Source organism: Cycloclasticus pugetii PS-1 (assembly GCF_000384415.1).
GTDB lineage: Bacteria > Pseudomonadota > Gammaproteobacteria > Methylococcales > Cycloclasticaceae > Cycloclasticus > Cycloclasticus pugetii.
Map to the genome: position 1 here is coordinate 500,403 of NZ_ARVU01000001.1, position 16,834 is coordinate 517,236.

A 16,834-nucleotide genomic window follows, 5' to 3' on the forward strand; every position below is an offset into this window, starting at 1 on the left:
GTTCCAATTGTTATTTGTTTTTATTTGGGCTTAAAGACCAAGAGACTAAGAAGTCATGTTGATCGGTATTGGCTAGGCTGATCTGTGTTTTTTGCGTCACGAGCTGGGCATTCCCTCTCGGTAAAACTCGCATATGATTTGCAAGCCATTGCGGCCATTGTTCTTTTGCGTTTTTTAGTGATGAGGTAATCAGTTCAGCAGAGTCTTTCGAACTAGAGACTTCATGCGTCAACATGTTTCCGGAATAATGATGTGTGGCTGAATATTGGGTGTAAAAACCAAAGTCCTTTGCGATTTGTTCAAGGGCAAAAAAATCGGAATCTCTGGTTAAGCCTGAAATTTGGCCCATAGGGGACTCTTTGCAAAACTCTCTAAGCAGGTCAAAGTGTTGGCCAATATCTAAATCGATATTAGACTTGCGCTCGGCAACATTGGAGATAAAATGTTTTGAGTGAGCTGAGTGCTCATCTGCAAAGACCAGTAATGGGATTTCTTCAGAGCCGGTTAAAACCTGTTGAAGCGCTTGAGATGGCGTGGCTAATAAGGCGACATTAGTGGCCAGTGCGGATTTAATAAAAGTGCGTCTGCTTAACATAAGCTCCTCTTCGATTGTAATTATTAAAGGTGGATGATTATTATTTTGAAAGACCTTGCCACCGGGCTACATAATCTACATTAGAAATGTCTAATGTGTCTAGTATTCTTCCAACTGAATGATTAACTATGTCGTCGATAGACTTTGGCTGAATATAAAAGGCCGGTACGGGCGGTGCAATGATGGCGCCCATCTCGGAGAGGGTCGTCATATTTCTTAAGTGAACAAGGTTTAAGGGTGTTTCACGAACTATTAAAATAAGTTTTCGGCGTTCTTTTAGTATCACGTCTGCAGCTCTAGAGACTAGATTATCAGCTATACCATTGGCAATGGAGCCGAGTGTTTTCATAGAGCATGGCGCAATAACCATACCGTCGGTGATAAATGAGCCGCTTGAAATTGATGCGCCAATATCTTTTGGGTGATGCGTTACGTCGGCCAGCGACATAAGTTCTTGTTTATCCATATTTAATTCATATTGAGCAGTTAGTGCACCCGCATTGGAAAGAATCAAATGTGTTTCAACGTCATCGACAGTTTGCAGAATTTCAAGTAAACGGGTACCGTAAATAGACCCGGTAGCCCCAGTTATAGCGATAATTATTTTTCTCATGGAATCTTATTGTTGTTAGATTAAATGACTCTATCGCCTAACAAAAGCAGCGTCAATATTAAGTGAGAATAAAATGAGCCAAAAACCTCTTCCGTTAGATATTCAAAAAAAAATTGTTATTGATTTTCTTAAACAGTGTAATGATTACAGTGAATTGATGCTTAACAAGTATCAACAGCAATTGTCAGATCAAGATTTAAAGGATTCTGCCAGTCAAAAAATCCATGATTGGAACACCTATAAAGATTTTAATGAGTACGCTATTAATGAGCTTGATGGTGATGAATTAGACGATTGGTTTAAATAAACCCAAATGAAATGATTCGCTGGAGTCTATGCTAAGTTGATCGCTCAATTTATTTAATGCGCGTTTAATGTTTTTTCAAAATCTCGGTTTGTTGTTCGCGATATTCTTGGGGGCTGATGCCAAACCATCTTTTAAAGCTACGCCTAAAATTAGCTGGATCGCTGTAGCCAAAAATAACAGATAACGTGTCTATGGTTATTGTGCTTCTGCGTAAATAACTGCTGGCCTGAAATGCATATACATCGTCTTTTATTTTTTGGAAAGACGTGTGTTGATTTTTAAGTCGCCTGATGAGTGTTCGAGGTGTTATGCCGAAGTGCATAGCAGTGTGTTTAAGTGTAGGTGAGTGACTTAAGTTTGCGGATAAATAATCGTATATTTCAGTGCTGATATTTACATTACGCTGCAATTGATGGTGTGCCTCTTGGCATTGCTCTAACGCAATTTGGTACATGTGTTTGTCAGCATTGGGGTTGGGGGTGTCTTTCCAAGATAGTGGAAGACGAATTTCGAGGTGACCAGAATTAAAGTGAATAGGGCAATGAAAGTATTTCCGGTAACTGTCTACATAACTGGGTGTGAAGCTATTCATGTATAGACTAGCCTCTGTCATCGGCCTTCCGAGTATGAACTCAATGATATGTTGCAGTAACATTAGCATGGCCTCGATGAAAATTGTGTGGGCGGCTTTAAGGTTGTCAGTCAGCGTTAAGCGGATGATATATTGATCACCTTGGGTAAGGGTTGTATATAAGATGAAGGGCGTTCGTACTTGGCTATATCGCTGAAAAATATTGATGGCGTCTGATAATGTCGGGCTATTGATAGCTGCCCAACCAACAGACCCGTGAGTTGAGGGGTGCAGTATTGAGCCCAGTAATAAGCCAATGGCTGGGTTGTTACTTAGTTTCCGTGTGTTAAGGATAACGCTAATGAATTGATCTAATGAGATATAATCATCTTCTTGTAATGAGTGAACGCTTAGTTCGGTGCCTTCTAAAATCTGCTCAGCTGTAATGCCTTTGTTAGACAATTCTCGGATAGCTATTTGTATGTAGCTAACAGGGAGTATAATTGATTGGGACATAAGTTCCTTTGAGCGATGGTTGAAAGGTATTGTCATAAAATGACATGGTTATGTCAAATAATGACACTTATCTATTAGATTAAGTCTTGTTCTAATTGGTGATTATAAAAACATAAATAGTCAGTTAATTTAATTCAGGAGAGATTATGAGTACAAAAAACCCAGCAACGAGTGAAGAATATTTCGAATCTCTTAGGGTTGCACCCAGTTTAGCCATTCCGACGACCCTTATTTTTATACTGTCTCTGTCTGGCATTATTGCTGTTTGGTATTATGCCTTAAACGGAATTTTGCCCTTATGGTCAGGGGCTATCATCAATGGGCTTTTAAGTTATTGGATGTTTAGCATTATTCATGATGCGTCGCACCATTCTTTATCGAGCAATAAATTCCTTAATGAAGCTATCGGTTCAGTTGGTTTGTTTTTCTTATTCCCTTATGCGCCAATGGTTGCACTTAGATGGGTACATAATAAGCACCACATCCACGCCAATGGGCCAATGGACCCCGATGTTTACGAGCATGAGGCCAAATGGTGGCAAGTGCCTTTTAAATGGTCTTGTTTTGACGGGTACTACATCTATTATTTCTTTAAGTATGGAATGAGAGTTGTAAAAAGACATGCTAAAGCACTTATTGTTTTTTATACGCTACTAATAACAGGTTTCGTCATTGCTTTATACTTTGGTTTGGGACTTGAGTTGCTTATGTTGTGGTTCATTCCTAGCCGGATTGCTTTATTTATGATTGCAGTAGTTTTTGTTATTTTGCCGCATGCGCCTAATAAAGTGGGTCAGGAAGAAGATAAATATATGGCAACGACGATGCGAATGGGTTGGGAGTGGTTATTGACACCGCTGTTGGTTTATCAGAACTACCATTTAATTCATCACTTATATCCAGAAATACCTTTTTATAAGATGCATAAGGCTTGGTATTTAAAATATGATGAAATTAATGCGCATAATGTTAGTTTTCAAACAGCATTTGGCGTAGCTCCTGCTAACCTTGAATCACATCTTAATTTCGATCATTCAAAGCATACTGTTGAGCCTGCTTGATTGCATAGATTGATTGTTCAATAAAAAAGCACTCCTAGGAGTGCTTTTTTATTGTCTGTTATAAAGGGGCGAAAATGTTATTGGGGTTTATAAGGCGTTTTAGTAACTGTTATTAAGAGTCAGTTTGAGAATGTCGAAATGATATTTATTGGTTTGTTAAGTGCTTTTTGAATAATTTAGGGGTATAAAACAAACGAGGTTTGGAGAGATGATGAGTGTTGATAATAATATGACTCGTTAAGAGTGTTTTTCATTTCTCGGAAAACACCGGTATTGGTTGGTTTAACAACAGTTACGTTATTGGCAATTATGGTCGATGATAGTAGTGGTTTGGTAACTGGTTGCTAGCTAATAGCGTGTTAATGATCATAAATAAGCAGCTTTATTAAATTAGCTTTTTATGGAAGTTTTTGAATTTTTATCAAGTAAATGATGTAAGTCATGGCTGGAAAAGTTTATATTGATATAGTTCAATTACTCAAACGACAGAGTTAGTTGAGAATAAGATTAATGATGCAGCCGAGTTAACAGGCTGATAAAAGGAGAATAAAGAATGGGTAAACAAAATAAAATCGATTTTGGGAGCTATTTGATCGAGGATAAAGAGCAGGGTATTTACCGTGCTGATAGAAGGGTCTTCACTGACGAAGAAATTTTTGACATGGAAATGAAAACCATTTTTGAAAAAAACTGGGTTTATCTTTGCCATGAAAGCCAAATTAAAAACCCCAATGATTTCTTTACAACATATATGGGGCGTCAACCCGTTATTATTACGCGTGATAAAGACGGTGAAATCCATGGCTTTATTAATGCCTGTTCACACAGGGGTGCGCAACTGGTAAACACTGCATGTGGTAATAAGCGTAAAATGGTTTGCCCATTTCATATGTGGACGTACGACATGAAAGGGAAATTACTGGATTGTGGTGAGCATAAAAACAGTGTCGGCTATAGTGAGAGCTTCGATAAAGATAATTTAGGCCTTCAAACAATAGGTGATATTGAAAGCTACAGAGGTTTTGTTTTTGGTGTGCTGGATGACAATGCATGTAGTTTAAAAGAGTTCTTAGGCGAGGCGACGCACTCGATAGATCTACTTGTAGATCAGGCTGAGGGAGGCCTAGAGGTGTTACCGGGTATAACAACCTATACCTATAATGGAAATTGGAAATTACAGGCGGAAAATGGTGTGGATGGTTATCATTTAGAAGCTATTCATGGCAATTATGTAATGACATTAGCCAATCGTAAAAAAATCCAAGCAGAGAATGACGCAGTGAAAGCAGCAGATGTGGGCGCGATGTCGACAGGATCTACTGGGGAGCTACCGGGTGGTTATTATCACTTTGGGAATGGTCATGTGATGTTATGGGGAAAATTCCCTAGTGCCCAAGATCGTCCACTTTATGTTGGTGGGCAGATGCCAGCGCTACGAGAAAAATTTGGAGAGGCGCGAGCAGAATTTATGGCGGGTTTTTTACGTAATACCTGCATCTATCCAAACGTATTCTTAATGGATCAAATGAGTACGCAGATTCGCCATTTCCGCCCTATTTCTGTTGATAAAACAGAAGTAACAACCTATTGTGTTGCACCGGTTGGGGAGTCAGATGAAGCCCGTGAGCGCCGTATTCGGCAGTATGAGGATTTCTTTAATGCAACAGGCATGGCAACACCGGATGATTTAACAGCATTCAATAACAGCCAGATAGGCTTTATGGGTGAAAAACAACGTTGGAGTGATATGTGTCGTGGGGCAATGAATACGGTTGAAGGGCCAGAAAAAGTTGCTAAAACTGTTGGAATTAACCCTGTTGAGTCAGGTACTAACCTTGAAGATGAAGGTATTATGGTTGCGCAGCATAAGCGGTGGGCCGAGATGATGGCTGAAGGCCAAGCGGAGGAAAGTTAAGATGGATTCAGTATTAAAAGAACAAGCCATAGATGTAATTATTAATGAGGCTGCCGCTCTAGACCATAAGCAGTGGGATGATTGGATTAATTTATATACAAAAGATGCTACCTATTGGATGCCATCATGGATTGATGAATATACTCAAACGAGTAACCCTAAGCGTGAAATTTCATTGATTTATTATGGTAATCGCTCAGGTCTTGAGGATAGGGTGTATAGAATCAGAACAGAATTGGCTTATTCTGCAAGTCCATTACCTAGAACGTGTCATATGAACAGCAACTTTAGAGTGTCTGAAAATGATGAAGGTGAGATTGTTGTTCATTCGTCTTGGGTGACACACAGTTATCATTCTAAAGTGAGTCGTAATGCTTTTGGTGTTCAAGAGCACCGTTTACGTAAAGTGGATGGTGAGTTGAAAATCTGCTATAGAAAAATCACGTTACACAATGATGTTGTTGATACTGTATTAGATGTTTATAGTGTTTAGTATATAAAGTAAAAGTACTATATAAAGCAAAAAGCCCTAGCAGCCTTGTCGCTAGGGCTTTTTTATTTGCCCTACAGTCGACTTTGTAAAGGTAATGTATATAAGCTTTTTTAATATAGGGTCTTGAATGTTCTTTTATAGGGTTAGGATTTGCTTCAATAAATAAAGTTGTATTTTACTAATTTTGTATAATATAAAAGAGATTGGATTTTCTATTGTGCAAGGAATTCGTTTCGCAAGATAAACTGACTAAGGTTGCGGTGACGAGTATGAAGTGCATTGTTTAACTAAGGGAGACTAGTTATGGCTATATGTTTAGTGAGTTCAATAGAAAAATTAAAAAAGTGAGCAGTGCGCTCATGATATAAAAAGTATCGGGCTTGGTTGTTGTTACCATGTTATGTGCTTTAATTATTAAAAAGAGAGTTTTGGATGGAAGTAACGCATAAGGGGCAAGTCGTTTATTCTGGCTTTGTCAGCAAGGGTATTATTTTACTTAGAATTGAACTGCTTGAGCCTAAGTCGCTCGAATTTAAAGCCGGTCAATATTTGGCGGTCTTATTACCAAATTTGGATAAGGCGTCATATTATTCAATTGCCTCTTCACCGAATAAAAAAGGTGAGGTGGAGCTGTTAGTGAAAGAAGATAAGTTGGGAACAGGTGCGGCTTATTTATATTCACTAAAAGCCGGTGATGTTGTTCAATTACACATGCCAATGGGTGACGCTTATTTACGGGAAGACAGTAAGCGGAATTTGATCTTTGTGGCGGGGGCATCTGGTGCAAGTTATATTCGTTCGATGATTCATTATTTGGATGAGACCGGTCAATTAGCTAATCGTGAAGTGCGTTATTTTTTAGGTTGTCGTGAAGAGAGTGAGTTACTAGAGTCTGATTTTATGCAGGCTTTAGCAGAGAAATATAGCGGCTTCCATTATCACCCGGCTTTATCGCACCAAGAAGATTGGGAGGGGCATACGGGCTTAATTACAGAAGTTGTTGATCGACTAACGCCTAATGATCTGTCTGAGTGGCAAGTCTATAGTGCTGGTTCACCTGCAATGGTGAAAGCAGTGGCAGACGAACTGATTGCAAATAAGAATTTGAAGCCATCAGCATTCTTTTCAGACTTATATACTCCAGAAGTTTAACGACTTGTATTAATGCTAATGACTGATGCAGTGCGTGATGAAGCTCAAAATTTTGTTATCACAATAGAAAACACAGGGGAAAGCTTTAAGTGCCAATCAGATCGACATCTTTTATCTGCAATGTCGAGAATGGGTAAAAAAGGTATCCCGTCGGGTTGTCAGGGAGGGGGTTGTGGTGTTTGTAAAATACAAATAAATTCTGGATTGTATGACACTAAAAAAATGAGCAGGGCGCATGTATCTGCCGATGAGGAAGCATCTGGCTGTGTCTTGGCGTGTAGAGTGTTCCCCCGCAGCGACCTGAGTTTGAGCGTTATTGGTAAGTTACAAAAAAACATTGTAAAGAAAAGTACTAAAACACCCTGGTCCACATCTTAATGACCTAAAACCGCAATAAATAACCTTGTATTGAAAAGCCCTTATAGATAAGGGCTTTTCTGATTTAAATCAATGCAATATGAGGTATATCTTGCCACCATCAGGTCGGTAATTATTTGCGATTTAAATCAAGAAGAGGAGATATTATGGGTGTCATGAGAATAAGCCATATCAATATCCGTGTTTTGGATATGGAGGCGTCTGTAAAACATTACGTAAATGTAATTGGTATGAAAGTAGTACATACAGATACGGCAGGCAATGTTTATTTGAAATGTTGGGATGAGTGGGATAAATATTCCGTGATTTTGACTGAGGCTGATATAGCAGGAGTGATAAACCTGGGCTATAAAGTAGAAAGCAATGCGGATTTGGATGAGTTTAAAAGGCGCATTACTCAGTACGGTGTTGTGGTAGAGGATATTGCGGAAGGGGGGCTGCCATTTGTTGGCCGCGTATTAAAATTTAATATACCTAGTGGGCATGAAATGTATCTATATGCCGAGAAAGAATATGTTGGTACTGAGGTAGGTGCGGTTAACCCAGAACCCTGGCCGGATGGTTTGCAAGGAGCCGGCGTACATTGGCTAGATCACGCCTTGCTAATGAGTGAGTTCGACCTTGGTAACGGGGTTAATAAGGTTGAAGAAAATACGAGATTCATGATCGATGTTTTAGATTTTTATCTGGTAGAGCAAATCTTGGTTGGGCCTGAAGGCAATGAGCAATTGGCAACATGGTTATCGGTTAGTAATACACCGCATGATATTGCCTTTGTTGGTGGGCCTATTAATGGTTTACATCATCTCGCCTTCTATATGGATAGTTGGGATGATGTGTTAAAGGCCGCCGATGTTATGGGTAAGAATAAAGTGAAAATTGATGTGACACCACAACGGCATGGGGTAACAAGAGGCTACACAATTTATTTCTTTGACCCATCAGGAAATAGAAACGAAACCTTCGGAGGCTTAGGCTACTTGGCGCAACGCGATAGACCAGTGACGACTTGGACCGAAGACCAGATCGGCAGTGGTATTTTCTACCATACGGGTGTTTTGAATGAAACCTTCACAACAGTATATACATAAGCAAAAACGATATGTGAATTGTTGATTTGTTATACATCTAAAAAAGCCACGTAAGGTACTTGCGTGGCTTTTTTAGCCAATTGAATCAACGAAATGGCCTTAAACTGAGGGGCTAAAAAGTCATCATTTAAATAAAGCATAATTAATAATGATCAACTTTGAATGACAGGGGGTAAAGGATGTTGTGAGGCAATATGGTATTAGAAGCTTTCCAACAATATGGTATTATGTGTGATTGGGCTTTTACAAAAAATTGTATCGCGGTAAAGTGTGTTGATCGCATTAAATAGTTATAGTGCAACGTAATTTCAAAAAATTAATAGAGATAGGAGAGCTAACCATGGCAATGACAGGTATTTTACGTCCAGGACATACCCAACTAAGAGTGTTGGATATGGAAGAATCACTAAACCATTATTGTGAAAATATTGGTCTGATAGAAACTGACCGAGATGATCAGGGTCGTGTCTATCTTAAATGTTGGGATGAGCAAGATAAGTTTTCGCTAGTATTGGAGCCTTCAGATCGCTCAGGTATGGACCACATGGCGTTTAAAGTCGCAACAGAGCAAGATTTGTGGCGTTATGAGTCTAATGTTAAAAACTTTGGTATTGAAACAAAAAGAATTCCTGCTGGCGAATTAAAGGGCTGTGGTGAACGGGTTCGCTTTGTCGCGCCTGCTGGTCATACCTTTGATTTATATGCTGAAAAAGAACAAGTGGGTAACGGTCTTCCAACCACTAACCCTGCTCCTTGGCCAAGAGGTTTGAAAGGAATGGAGCCCATTCGTTTTGATCATTGTTTATTGTATGGTAATAATTTTGAAGAAAACTTTAAATTTTTTACCGAAGCATTAGATTTCCAATTAACTGAGCAAATAGTTGATGGTGAAACTCAACTGGCAGCATTTTTAACGTGTAGCACTAAGGCGCATGATGTTGCCTTTATCCGTTCTGAAAAATCAGGTCAATTACACCATGCTTCATTTTTACTAAGTTCTTGGGAAGGCGTATTAAAAGCAGGTGATATTATTTCGATGGAAGATATTCCATTGGAAACTGGCCCAACACGACATGGTTTAACTCGAGGACAAACGATCTATTTCTTTGATCCATCGGGTAACCGTAACGAAGTATTCGCTGAAGATAGCTACGTGTATCCCGATAGCCCTGTCTTAACATGGACAGCAGATAATATTGGTCAGGCTATTTTCTATCACTCTCGTCAATTGGTTGAGAGTTTTATGGGCGTTACGTCTTAGTGTTATGTCTAGCAGTATTGTAACTAAAAATATTTCCACCGAAGCAGCTTTTACTGCGGTGCAAGCTGCAGTCGAAAAAGCAAAAGAAATTGGCATTAACATTTGTGTGTCGGTTGTGGATCGCGGGGCGTCAGAAATGGCATTTTTGCGTATGAATAAGTCGTTTCTACCCTCCATGACAATTGCTAAGGATAAAGCGTACACAGCTGCAGGCTTTGGGTTTCCTACAATGCAGTGGGGTGAAGTGCTTCAAGGTAAGACCCAGTTGCAAGCGGGCATAGCTGGGCGACCGAATGTAGTGACTTTTGGTGGCGGTTTGCCAATTTTTGAAGGTGAAGACGTTATAGGTGCGATTGGTGTCTCAGGTGGTTCAGAAGAAGAAGATATTCTTTGCGCGCAAGCTGGCGTAGATGCGATTGATTATGTCTTGGTTTAATTACATTATTATTTAGTAAAGGTTCTAAAAAAATATGAGAGAAATAAAAGGGTTTATTAATGGTGAGTTTGTTGGTTCTGGTGGTTTTGGTGAAATATATTCACCAGCAACAGGAGAACTGGTCTGCCAATATCACAAAACTAGCATAGAGCAAGTTGGCGAAGCAGTAGATGCTGCCCGCATAGCACTAAAAGGGCCTTGGGCTGGTTACTCTATCCAAGATCGTGTGGATATTTTATATAAAATTGCCGACGGTATTAATGCGCGTTTTGATGAATTTTTAGAGGCTGAGTGTTTAGATACGGGTAAGCCTTATTCCTTAGCGAGTCATATTGATATTCCCCGAGGCGCTGCTAATTTTAAAATTTTTGCAGATACGATTAAAAATGTTGGGGATGAAGCTTTTCACATGCCGACACCAGACGGTACAGGCGCGCTAAACTATACAGTTCATAAGCCTAAAGGTGTGATTGGTGTTATTGGTCCTTGGAACTTACCTTTGTTATTGATGACATGGAAAATTGCTCCCGCGTTAGCATGTGGTAATACAGTCATTGTAAAGCCTTCTGAAGAAACACAATTAACATCCACTTTATTGGGTGAGGTAATGAACGAGGCAGGGGTGCCAAAAGGCGTTTATAACGTTATTCTGGGCAAAGGTCGTGAAGTGGGTGAAGCCTTGATTACGAACCCAGGCCTAGATGCGATTACTTTCACAGGCTCAACAGCAACGGGTGAGCGTATTGCGGCTGCGGCTTCGGTAGGTGTTCGCGATTCATCGCTAGAACTCGGTGGAAAAAATGCGGGCATTGTTTTTGCTGACTGTGACATGGATAAAGCGATTGAAGGAACATTACGCTCGGCATTTGCTAACTGTGGGCAGGTTTGCCTCGGAACAGAGCGAGTATATGTTGAACGACCAATTTTTGACGAGTTTGTACAACGTTTAAAAGAAGGCGCTGAAGCGCTTAAATTAGGTCGACCTGAAGACCCCGAAACCAATATGGGGCCATTAATTAGTAAATCACACCGTGAAAAAGTATTGAGCTACTATCAAGCGGCAGTGGATGAAGGCGCAACAGTCGTAACAGGTGGTGGTATTCCTGACATGCCTGAAGACTTAGCTGGTGGTTATTGGATAGAACCAACTATCTGGACAGGGTTGCCAGAAACAGCTAAGGTTGTGCAAGAAGAAATCTTCGGCCCGTGTACACACATCACACCATTTGATACAGAAGCAGAAGCCATCGAGTTAGCAAACGATACTCCTTATGGTCTAGCTTCATCTGTTTGGACAGAAAATGTTACTCGCGCACACCGAGTTGCCGCTCAAATGGAAACGGGTATTTGCTGGGTTAATAGCTGGTTCCTAAGAGATTTACGTACACCTTTCGGTGGTGCAAAGCAATCTGGAACAGGCCGTGAAGGTGGCCATTATTCATTGGAGTTCTATTCAGAGCTGACCAATATTTGTGTAAAACTATAAGGAATAAAAATGGATCAAGATAAAATAATTCAATACGGCGATGAGCTGTATGAGGCGCTTATTACGCAACAAACAATTGCGCCGATTACCGAGCGTTCACCAGAGGTGACGATTGAAGATGCCTATAAAATTCAACATCAAATGATTCAACGTCGTCTTGACGCGGGTGAAAAAGTTGTCGGTAAAAAAGTAGGTTGTACCAGCAAAGTTGTGATGGATATGCTTGGTGTAAACCAGCCTGATTTTGGTTACCTATTAAGTGACATGGTGATGTCAGAAGGACAGGATATTCCTATCTCTGAAAAAATGATTCAGCCGAAAGCAGAAGGCGAGATAGCGTTCGTTCTAAAAAAAGACTTGTGTGGGCCAGGCTTAACCAATGCGGATATTTTGGCGGCGACAGAAGCAGTAATGCCTTGTTTCGAAATTGTTGACTCACGAATCACGGATTGGAAAATTAAAATTCAAGATACAGTAGCTGATAATGCATCATGTGGTTATCTTGTATTAGGTGGAACGGCCGTTGACCCACGCAAAGTAGATTTAAGCGTATGTGGTTTAACACTCGAAAAAAATGGCGAATTAATGCACACAGGTGCAGGAGCAGCAGCACTTGGTTCACCTGTTAATGCAATGACTTGGTTAGCTAATACGATGGGTGCCTTAGGCGTAACATTAAAAGCCGGTGAAGTTATTTTATCAGGCGCATTATGCATGATGGTTGATGCTAAAGCAGGCGATTCTATGCGAGTTAGTGTAGGCGGCATTGGTTCAGCATCTGTTCGCTTTGTTTAAGCGTAAAATTTTAGGAGATTAGTAAATGGCAATAAATTGCGCAATGATTGGTTCCGGTAATATCGGCACCGACCTAATGGCTAAGCTACAACGTAGTCCAAATTTAAACCCGCTGTGGATGGTAGGTATTGATCCTGACTCAGAGGGTTTATTAAAAGCTCGAGAAGCAGGCCTAAAAACCACGCATGAAGGTGTAGATGGCTTAATTCCACATATTGAAGAAGATAATATACAAATTGCATTTGATGCAACGTCTGCATATGTACACGGGGAAAATAACCGTAAATTGCAAGAAAAAGGCGTGTTAGTGATTGATTTAACGCCGGCAGCTATTGGCCCATTTTGTGTTCCACCTGTTAACTTGAAAGAGCATGTGGGTGAGCAAGAAATGAACGTTAATATGGTGACCTGTGGTGGCCAAGCAACGATACCGATGGTGGCTGCTGTGAGCCAAGTTCAGGCAGTAGAGTACGGTGAAATTGTTGCAACAGTTGCATCAAAATCAGCAGGCCCGGGCACACGGAAAAATATTGATGAATTCACAAGGACGACAGCCCGAGCCGTTGAAGAAATTGGTGGTGCTAAGAAAGGCAAAGCGATTATTATTTTAAACCCTGCAGAGCCACCTTTAATTATGAGGGATACTGTTCATTGCTTAACTGAAGAAGAACCAGATCAAAAAGCAATTACAGAATCAGTTCACGCAATGATTAAAGAAGTGCAAAAATATGTACCAGGCTATAAGTTAAAAAATGGACCAATTTTTGATGGACATAGAGTTAGTATATTTCTAGAGGTTGAAGGGCTAGGAGATTACCTTCCAAAGTATGCCGGTAATTTGGATATTATGACGGCTGCTGGGACAAGAACAGCAGAAATGTTTGCCGAAGAGATTGAAAACGGCACACTGACATTAACCAAATTAGCTTAGGGGGTTGGTGATGAATTTAAAAGGTAAAAAAATTAAGTTACACGATAATGCGTTACGTGATGGTATGCACTCAGTCAGCCATCAGTTCTCATTAGACGATATGGTTAGGATGGCTGTTGCGTTGGATGAAGCTGGAATGCCATTAATCGAAGTAACACATGGAGATGGCTTAGGCGGCTCTTCAGTAAACTACGGGTTTGGAAAACATTCGAACCGTGAATATCTTGAAGCAGTTGTACCAAAAATGAAGAATGCCAAAATATCAGCATTGTTACTGCCTGGTTTAGGTACGGTCGATGATCTTGCGATGGCAGCTGACTGTGGTATTTCAACAATCCGTGTGGCCACACACTGTACAGAAGCTGATGTTTCTGAGCAGCACATCCAAAAAGGACGTGAATATGGCTTAGATACGGTTGGTTTTTTGATGATGGCGCATATGACATCACCTGAGGCATTGTTAGAGCAAGCTAAAAAAATGGTTGATTACGGTGCAAATTGCATTTATGCAACCGACTCAGCGGGTTACCTGTTGCCAGATGATGTAACCGATCGAATTGCCGCATTAAGAGCGGAATTTAGCGATGATATCGAAATCGGTTTTCATGGTCATCACAACATGGCAATGGGTATTTCAAACTCACTAGCGGCAATTGAAGCAGGGGCTACTCGTATTGATGGTTCTGTTGCAGGCTTTGGAGCAGGTGCAGGTAATACACCACTTGAAGTGATGGTCGCGGTTTGTAATCGAATGGGCATTGAAACTGGTGTTGATGTCGATAAGCTTATGGACGTCGCTGAAGATATTGCACTTCCGTTAATGCCAACACCAACACGTATTGACAGAGACTCTTTAACGTTAGGCTATGCAGGCGTCTATTCATCATTTTTGCTTCATGCAAAAAGAGCAGAGAAAAACCATGGCGTGCCAGCACGAGAAATCTTAATGGCATTAGGTGAAATGGGTGCAGTAGGCGGTCAAGAAGACATGATCGAAGATGTTGCCTTAGAGATTAAAAAGAAATCAGCGTAAGAGGAACTATTATGGCTTTAGATAAAGCAACAATTGAACAGTTAGCAGAGCACCTAGAAAATGCTGAGCTTAACTGCACAGAAGTAACAAAAATAACAAATGATTATCCAGAAATCACCTGGGATGAAGCACTCGATGTACAGTGGGAGATTCGTCGTCGAAAAGAAGCACGAGGTAACAAGATTGTTGGTCTAAAAATGGGCTTAACATCGATGGCAAAAATGCGCCAGATGGGAGTAGAAACACCCTGTTATGGTTTTTTGGCTGATTATTTTAGTATTCCTGATGGCGGTGAAGTTAAGATCTCTGAGTTAATTCACCCAAAAGTAGAAGCAGAAGTTGCGTTTGTAACAAAAAAAGAATTAAGTGGACCAGGCTGCCACATTGGTGATGTTTTGTCAGCAACAGATTTTATTGTTCCAGCTGTGGAAATTATTGACTCACGTTATAAAGACTTTAAATTTGACCTTAAGAGTGTGATTGCTGATAACTCTTCTTCATCACGCTTTGTAACAGGGGGTCGTATGCTACCGGTTGAAGATTTGGATCTTAAAACAATCGGTGTGGTCATGGAGATCAATGGTGAAGTAGTAGAGTTAGGCGCTGGTGCAGCTATTCTAGGTCACCCTGCAGCAAGTGTTGCAATGCTGGCTAATTTGTTGGCGGAACGTGGAGAGGTTATTCCTGCTGGTACGTTTATTATGGCTGGGGCTATTACTCCTGCTATTGCAGTTAAAGCAGGTGATAATGTTTCAGTGCGCTATCAAGATCTAGGCACTGTGACAATGCGATTTGTTGATTAACGGGAGAAAGTAAATGCCAATAGCACATATTCATATGATGGAAGGTCGAACTGATGAGCAAAAAGCTGCAGTTATTGAAAAGGTAACCGATGCGCTTTGTGAAGCAGTCGATGCGCCACGTCAAAACGTTCGCGTATTAATTCAAGAAGTACCTAATACACAGTTTGGAATTGGTGGTAAAACTGCAAAATCGTTAGGTCGTTAAGCGACGACACGTTTTAAGTTATCGGTTTTATTGAAAACACTTAAAAGCCCTAGCAATGAAAGTTGTTTAGGGCTTTTTTGTATTTTTTGATAACTGTCATCGACGAGAGAATACAAATCCATTTAATATAAATGCCTTTTTTAAATTTCCCCTTAAATAATGAAAAACATAAAACTAAGCGTTCTTGATCAATCTCCTGTCCATGATAATCAGCCAGAATCTAGCGGATTATTTTCTACCATTGAATTAGCAAAAGCATGCGATGAGGTAGGTTATCACCGGTATTGGGTCGCAGAGCACCATGCAACCCCGGGTTATGCAAGCCCTTGTCCTGAAATGATGGTGAATAATGTCGCTCATGCTACAAAACGCATTAGAGTGGGCAGTGGTGGAGTCATGTTGCCGCATTACAGTGCGTTTAAGGTGGCTGAAACATTTAAAATGTTGGAGGCATTTCATCCGGGCCGTATTGATTTAGGAGTAGGGCGTGCGCCAGGTGGACACCCAATTTCATCGGCTGCTATTTCAGCGCCAAGGCAAACGGTTCCCTCCGAATACTACCCTAGTCAAACGCAAGATTTGATAGGGTATTTAAGTAACAATCTGCCTGAGGATCATCCTTATAGTCAAGCCGTTGTGGTACCAACCGATGTGGGCGCACCACCAGTTTGGATGTTAGGTTCGAGTGATGGCAGTGCTGAGATGGCGGGTGTGTTAGGCGCAGGTTTTGTGTTGGCGCTATTTATTGGAACACATGATAGACCCCCAGAGATTATACAACGCTATCGCAAGGCATTTAAACAAGGTGGTAGTCTAGACAAAGCAGAAGCAATTATTGCAGTCGCGTCTATTTGTGCAGACTCTAAAGAAGAGGCGGAGCTCATCGCAAGTAGCCATACATATTGGAAAGTTCAGGCCTTTCGTCATGGCAAGATTGACAGCTTTTTCTCGCCTGAAGAGGTGATGGATAAAAAGAAACAGTTATCCCTCTCTGATCAAGCGTACTACGATGAAACATTAGCAACAATGGTTACCGGCACACCTGAGCAATGTCAGTCACGTTTAGAGCAAATTGCAGAGTTATACGATGTTGAAGAATTAATGATTGTTAATGTGACTCATTCCTTTAAACCTCGTATAGCCTCCTATAAAATGTTGGCTCAACAATTCGGTTTATTAAATAACATCTAGG

19 protein-coding genes are annotated in these 16,834 nt (G+C 40.6%); 16 read left to right on the plus strand and 3 right to left on the minus strand.

Translation table 11 applies throughout. The features are described 5' to 3' along the window. Positions 1-10: 10 nt before the first annotated feature. Positions 11-595, minus strand: a complete 585-nt coding sequence (locus CYCPU_RS0102500; protein ID WP_020161843.1) for a hypothetical protein — start codon at positions 593-595, stop codon at positions 11-13. Positions 596-635: 40 nt separating this feature from the next. Then, positions 636-1,208, minus strand: a complete 573-nt coding sequence (locus CYCPU_RS0102505) for a UbiX family flavin prenyltransferase (RefSeq protein WP_020161844.1) — start codon at positions 1,206-1,208, stop codon at positions 636-638. 73 nt (positions 1,209-1,281) lie between these two features. On the opposite strand from CYCPU_RS0102505, the gene CYCPU_RS0102510 reads away from it, so the two are divergent. Further along, a complete protein-coding gene (locus CYCPU_RS0102510; protein ID WP_015005308.1) occupies positions 1,282-1,515 on the plus strand; it encodes a hypothetical protein in 234 nt (77 codons plus the stop codon). Positions 1,516-1,579: 64 nt separating this feature from the next. On the opposite strand, the gene CYCPU_RS0102515 is transcribed toward CYCPU_RS0102510, so the two are convergent. Beyond that, positions 1,580-2,602: an AraC family transcriptional regulator gene (locus CYCPU_RS0102515; RefSeq protein ID WP_020161845.1), complete on the minus strand. Its 1,023-nt coding sequence runs from the start codon at positions 2,600-2,602 to the stop codon at positions 1,580-1,582. A gap of 146 nt (positions 2,603-2,748) precedes the next feature. Here CYCPU_RS0102515 and CYCPU_RS0102520 point away from each other — a divergent pair, with 146 nt between their 5' ends. From CYCPU_RS0102520 to CYCPU_RS0102600, 15 genes are all read left to right on the plus strand, one after another. Continuing rightward, entirely contained in the window at positions 2,749-3,663 is a 915-nt protein-coding gene (locus tag CYCPU_RS0102520; RefSeq protein ID WP_020161846.1) for a fatty acid desaturase, read from the plus strand. 553 nt (positions 3,664-4,216) lie between these two features. After that, positions 4,217-5,578, plus strand: coding sequence for an aromatic ring-hydroxylating oxygenase subunit alpha (locus CYCPU_RS0102525; protein WP_015005311.1), 1,362 nt, complete (start codon positions 4,217-4,219; stop codon positions 5,576-5,578). Between the two features lies 1 nt (position 5,579). Next, positions 5,580-6,071: an aromatic-ring-hydroxylating dioxygenase subunit beta gene (locus CYCPU_RS0102530; protein ID WP_015005312.1), complete on the plus strand. Its 492-nt coding sequence runs from the start codon at positions 5,580-5,582 to the stop codon at positions 6,069-6,071. A gap of 432 nt (positions 6,072-6,503) precedes the next feature. Next, a complete protein-coding gene (locus tag CYCPU_RS0102535) occupies positions 6,504-7,223 on the plus strand; it encodes an FAD-binding oxidoreductase (protein ID WP_020161847.1) in 720 nt (239 codons plus the stop codon). A gap of 12 nt (positions 7,224-7,235) precedes the next feature. Further along, entirely contained in the window at positions 7,236-7,601 is a 366-nt protein-coding gene (locus tag CYCPU_RS0102540; RefSeq protein WP_020161848.1) for a 2Fe-2S iron-sulfur cluster-binding protein, read from the plus strand. Positions 7,602-7,747: 146 nt separating this feature from the next. Next, the gene (locus CYCPU_RS0102545) at positions 7,748-8,692 is read left to right on the plus strand and encodes a catechol 2,3-dioxygenase (protein ID WP_020161849.1); all 945 of its coding nucleotides are present in this window, start codon (positions 7,748-7,750) and stop codon (positions 8,690-8,692) included. Between the two features lie 340 nt (positions 8,693-9,032). Further along, on the plus strand, positions 9,033-9,953 hold the full coding sequence (locus tag CYCPU_RS0102555; protein WP_016389828.1) for a catechol 2,3-dioxygenase: 921 nt from the start codon (positions 9,033-9,035) through the stop codon (positions 9,951-9,953). Between the two features lie 4 nt (positions 9,954-9,957). Continuing rightward, positions 9,958-10,389, plus strand: coding sequence for a GlcG/HbpS family heme-binding protein (locus tag CYCPU_RS0102560; RefSeq protein WP_015005316.1), 432 nt, complete (start codon positions 9,958-9,960; stop codon positions 10,387-10,389). 34 nt (positions 10,390-10,423) lie between these two features. Next, positions 10,424-11,875 carry a 2-hydroxymuconic semialdehyde dehydrogenase gene (locus tag CYCPU_RS0102565; protein WP_016389827.1) on the plus strand — a complete coding sequence of 484 codons (1,452 nt, stop codon included), beginning with the start codon at positions 10,424-10,426 and terminating at the stop codon, positions 11,873-11,875. Between the two features lie 9 nt (positions 11,876-11,884). Then, positions 11,885-12,670, plus strand: a complete 786-nt coding sequence (dmpE, locus tag CYCPU_RS0102570) for a 2-oxopent-4-enoate hydratase (RefSeq protein WP_015005318.1) — start codon at positions 11,885-11,887, stop codon at positions 12,668-12,670. Positions 12,671-12,695: 25 nt separating this feature from the next. Continuing rightward, positions 12,696-13,601 (plus strand): acetaldehyde dehydrogenase (acetylating), encoded by a 906-nt coding sequence (locus CYCPU_RS0102575; RefSeq protein ID WP_016389826.1) that lies wholly within the window; start codon positions 12,696-12,698, stop codon positions 13,599-13,601. 10 nt (positions 13,602-13,611) lie between these two features. Next, positions 13,612-14,634, plus strand: a complete 1,023-nt coding sequence (gene dmpG / locus CYCPU_RS0102580; protein ID WP_016389825.1) for a 4-hydroxy-2-oxovalerate aldolase — start codon at positions 13,612-13,614, stop codon at positions 14,632-14,634. Between the two features lie 11 nt (positions 14,635-14,645). Further along, a complete protein-coding gene (gene dmpH / locus CYCPU_RS0102585) occupies positions 14,646-15,437 on the plus strand; it encodes a 2-oxo-3-hexenedioate decarboxylase (RefSeq protein WP_015005321.1) in 792 nt (263 codons plus the stop codon). Between the two features lie 13 nt (positions 15,438-15,450). Next, positions 15,451-15,642: a 2-hydroxymuconate tautomerase gene (locus CYCPU_RS0102590; RefSeq protein WP_015005322.1), complete on the plus strand. Its 192-nt coding sequence runs from the start codon at positions 15,451-15,453 to the stop codon at positions 15,640-15,642. Positions 15,643-15,801: 159 nt separating this feature from the next. Beyond that, positions 15,802-16,833, plus strand: a complete 1,032-nt coding sequence (locus CYCPU_RS0102600; protein WP_016389824.1) for an LLM class flavin-dependent oxidoreductase — start codon at positions 15,802-15,804, stop codon at positions 16,831-16,833. The last annotated feature ends 1 nt before the right edge of the window (position 16,834 follow it).

Bases quoted from the DNA above. Each gene is read 5' to 3' on its own strand.
- CYCPU_RS0102590 (WP_015005322.1), top strand. From the start codon at position 15,451: ATGCCAATAGCACATATTCATATGATGGAAGGTCGAACTGATGAGCAA.
- CYCPU_RS0102555 (WP_016389828.1), top strand. From the start codon at position 9,033: ATGGCAATGACAGGTATTTTACGTCCAGGACATACCCAACTAAGAGTG.
- CYCPU_RS0102510 (WP_015005308.1), top strand. From the start codon at position 1,282: ATGAGCCAAAAACCTCTTCCGTTAGATATTCAAAAAAAAATTGTTATT.
- CYCPU_RS0102560 (WP_015005316.1), top strand. From the start codon at position 9,958: ATGTCTAGCAGTATTGTAACTAAAAATATTTCCACCGAAGCAGCTTTT.
- CYCPU_RS0102565 (WP_016389827.1), top strand. From the start codon at position 10,424: ATGAGAGAAATAAAAGGGTTTATTAATGGTGAGTTTGTTGGTTCTGGT.
- CYCPU_RS0102530 (WP_015005312.1), top strand. From the start codon at position 5,580: ATGGATTCAGTATTAAAAGAACAAGCCATAGATGTAATTATTAATGAG.
- CYCPU_RS0102505 (WP_020161844.1), bottom strand. From the start codon at position 1,208: ATGAGAAAAATAATTATCGCTATAACTGGGGCTACCGGGTCTATTTAC.
- CYCPU_RS0102545 (WP_020161849.1), top strand. From the start codon at position 7,748: ATGGGTGTCATGAGAATAAGCCATATCAATATCCGTGTTTTGGATATG.
- CYCPU_RS0102500 (WP_020161843.1), bottom strand. From the start codon at position 595: ATGTTAAGCAGACGCACTTTTATTAAATCCGCACTGGCCACTAATGTC.
- dmpH (WP_015005321.1), top strand. From the start codon at position 14,646: ATGGCTTTAGATAAAGCAACAATTGAACAGTTAGCAGAGCACCTAGAA.
- CYCPU_RS0102520 (WP_020161846.1), top strand. From the start codon at position 2,749: ATGAGTACAAAAAACCCAGCAACGAGTGAAGAATATTTCGAATCTCTT.
- CYCPU_RS0102525 (WP_015005311.1), top strand. From the start codon at position 4,217: ATGGGTAAACAAAATAAAATCGATTTTGGGAGCTATTTGATCGAGGAT.
- CYCPU_RS0102600 (WP_016389824.1), top strand. From the start codon at position 15,802: ATGAAAAACATAAAACTAAGCGTTCTTGATCAATCTCCTGTCCATGAT.
- CYCPU_RS0102535 (WP_020161847.1), top strand. From the start codon at position 6,504: ATGGAAGTAACGCATAAGGGGCAAGTCGTTTATTCTGGCTTTGTCAGC.
- CYCPU_RS0102575 (WP_016389826.1), top strand. From the start codon at position 12,696: ATGGCAATAAATTGCGCAATGATTGGTTCCGGTAATATCGGCACCGAC.
- CYCPU_RS0102515 (WP_020161845.1), bottom strand. From the start codon at position 2,602: ATGTCCCAATCAATTATACTCCCTGTTAGCTACATACAAATAGCTATC.
- CYCPU_RS0102540 (WP_020161848.1), top strand. From the start codon at position 7,236: ATGCTAATGACTGATGCAGTGCGTGATGAAGCTCAAAATTTTGTTATC.
- dmpE (WP_015005318.1), top strand. From the start codon at position 11,885: ATGGATCAAGATAAAATAATTCAATACGGCGATGAGCTGTATGAGGCG.
- dmpG (WP_016389825.1), top strand. From the start codon at position 13,612: ATGAATTTAAAAGGTAAAAAAATTAAGTTACACGATAATGCGTTACGT.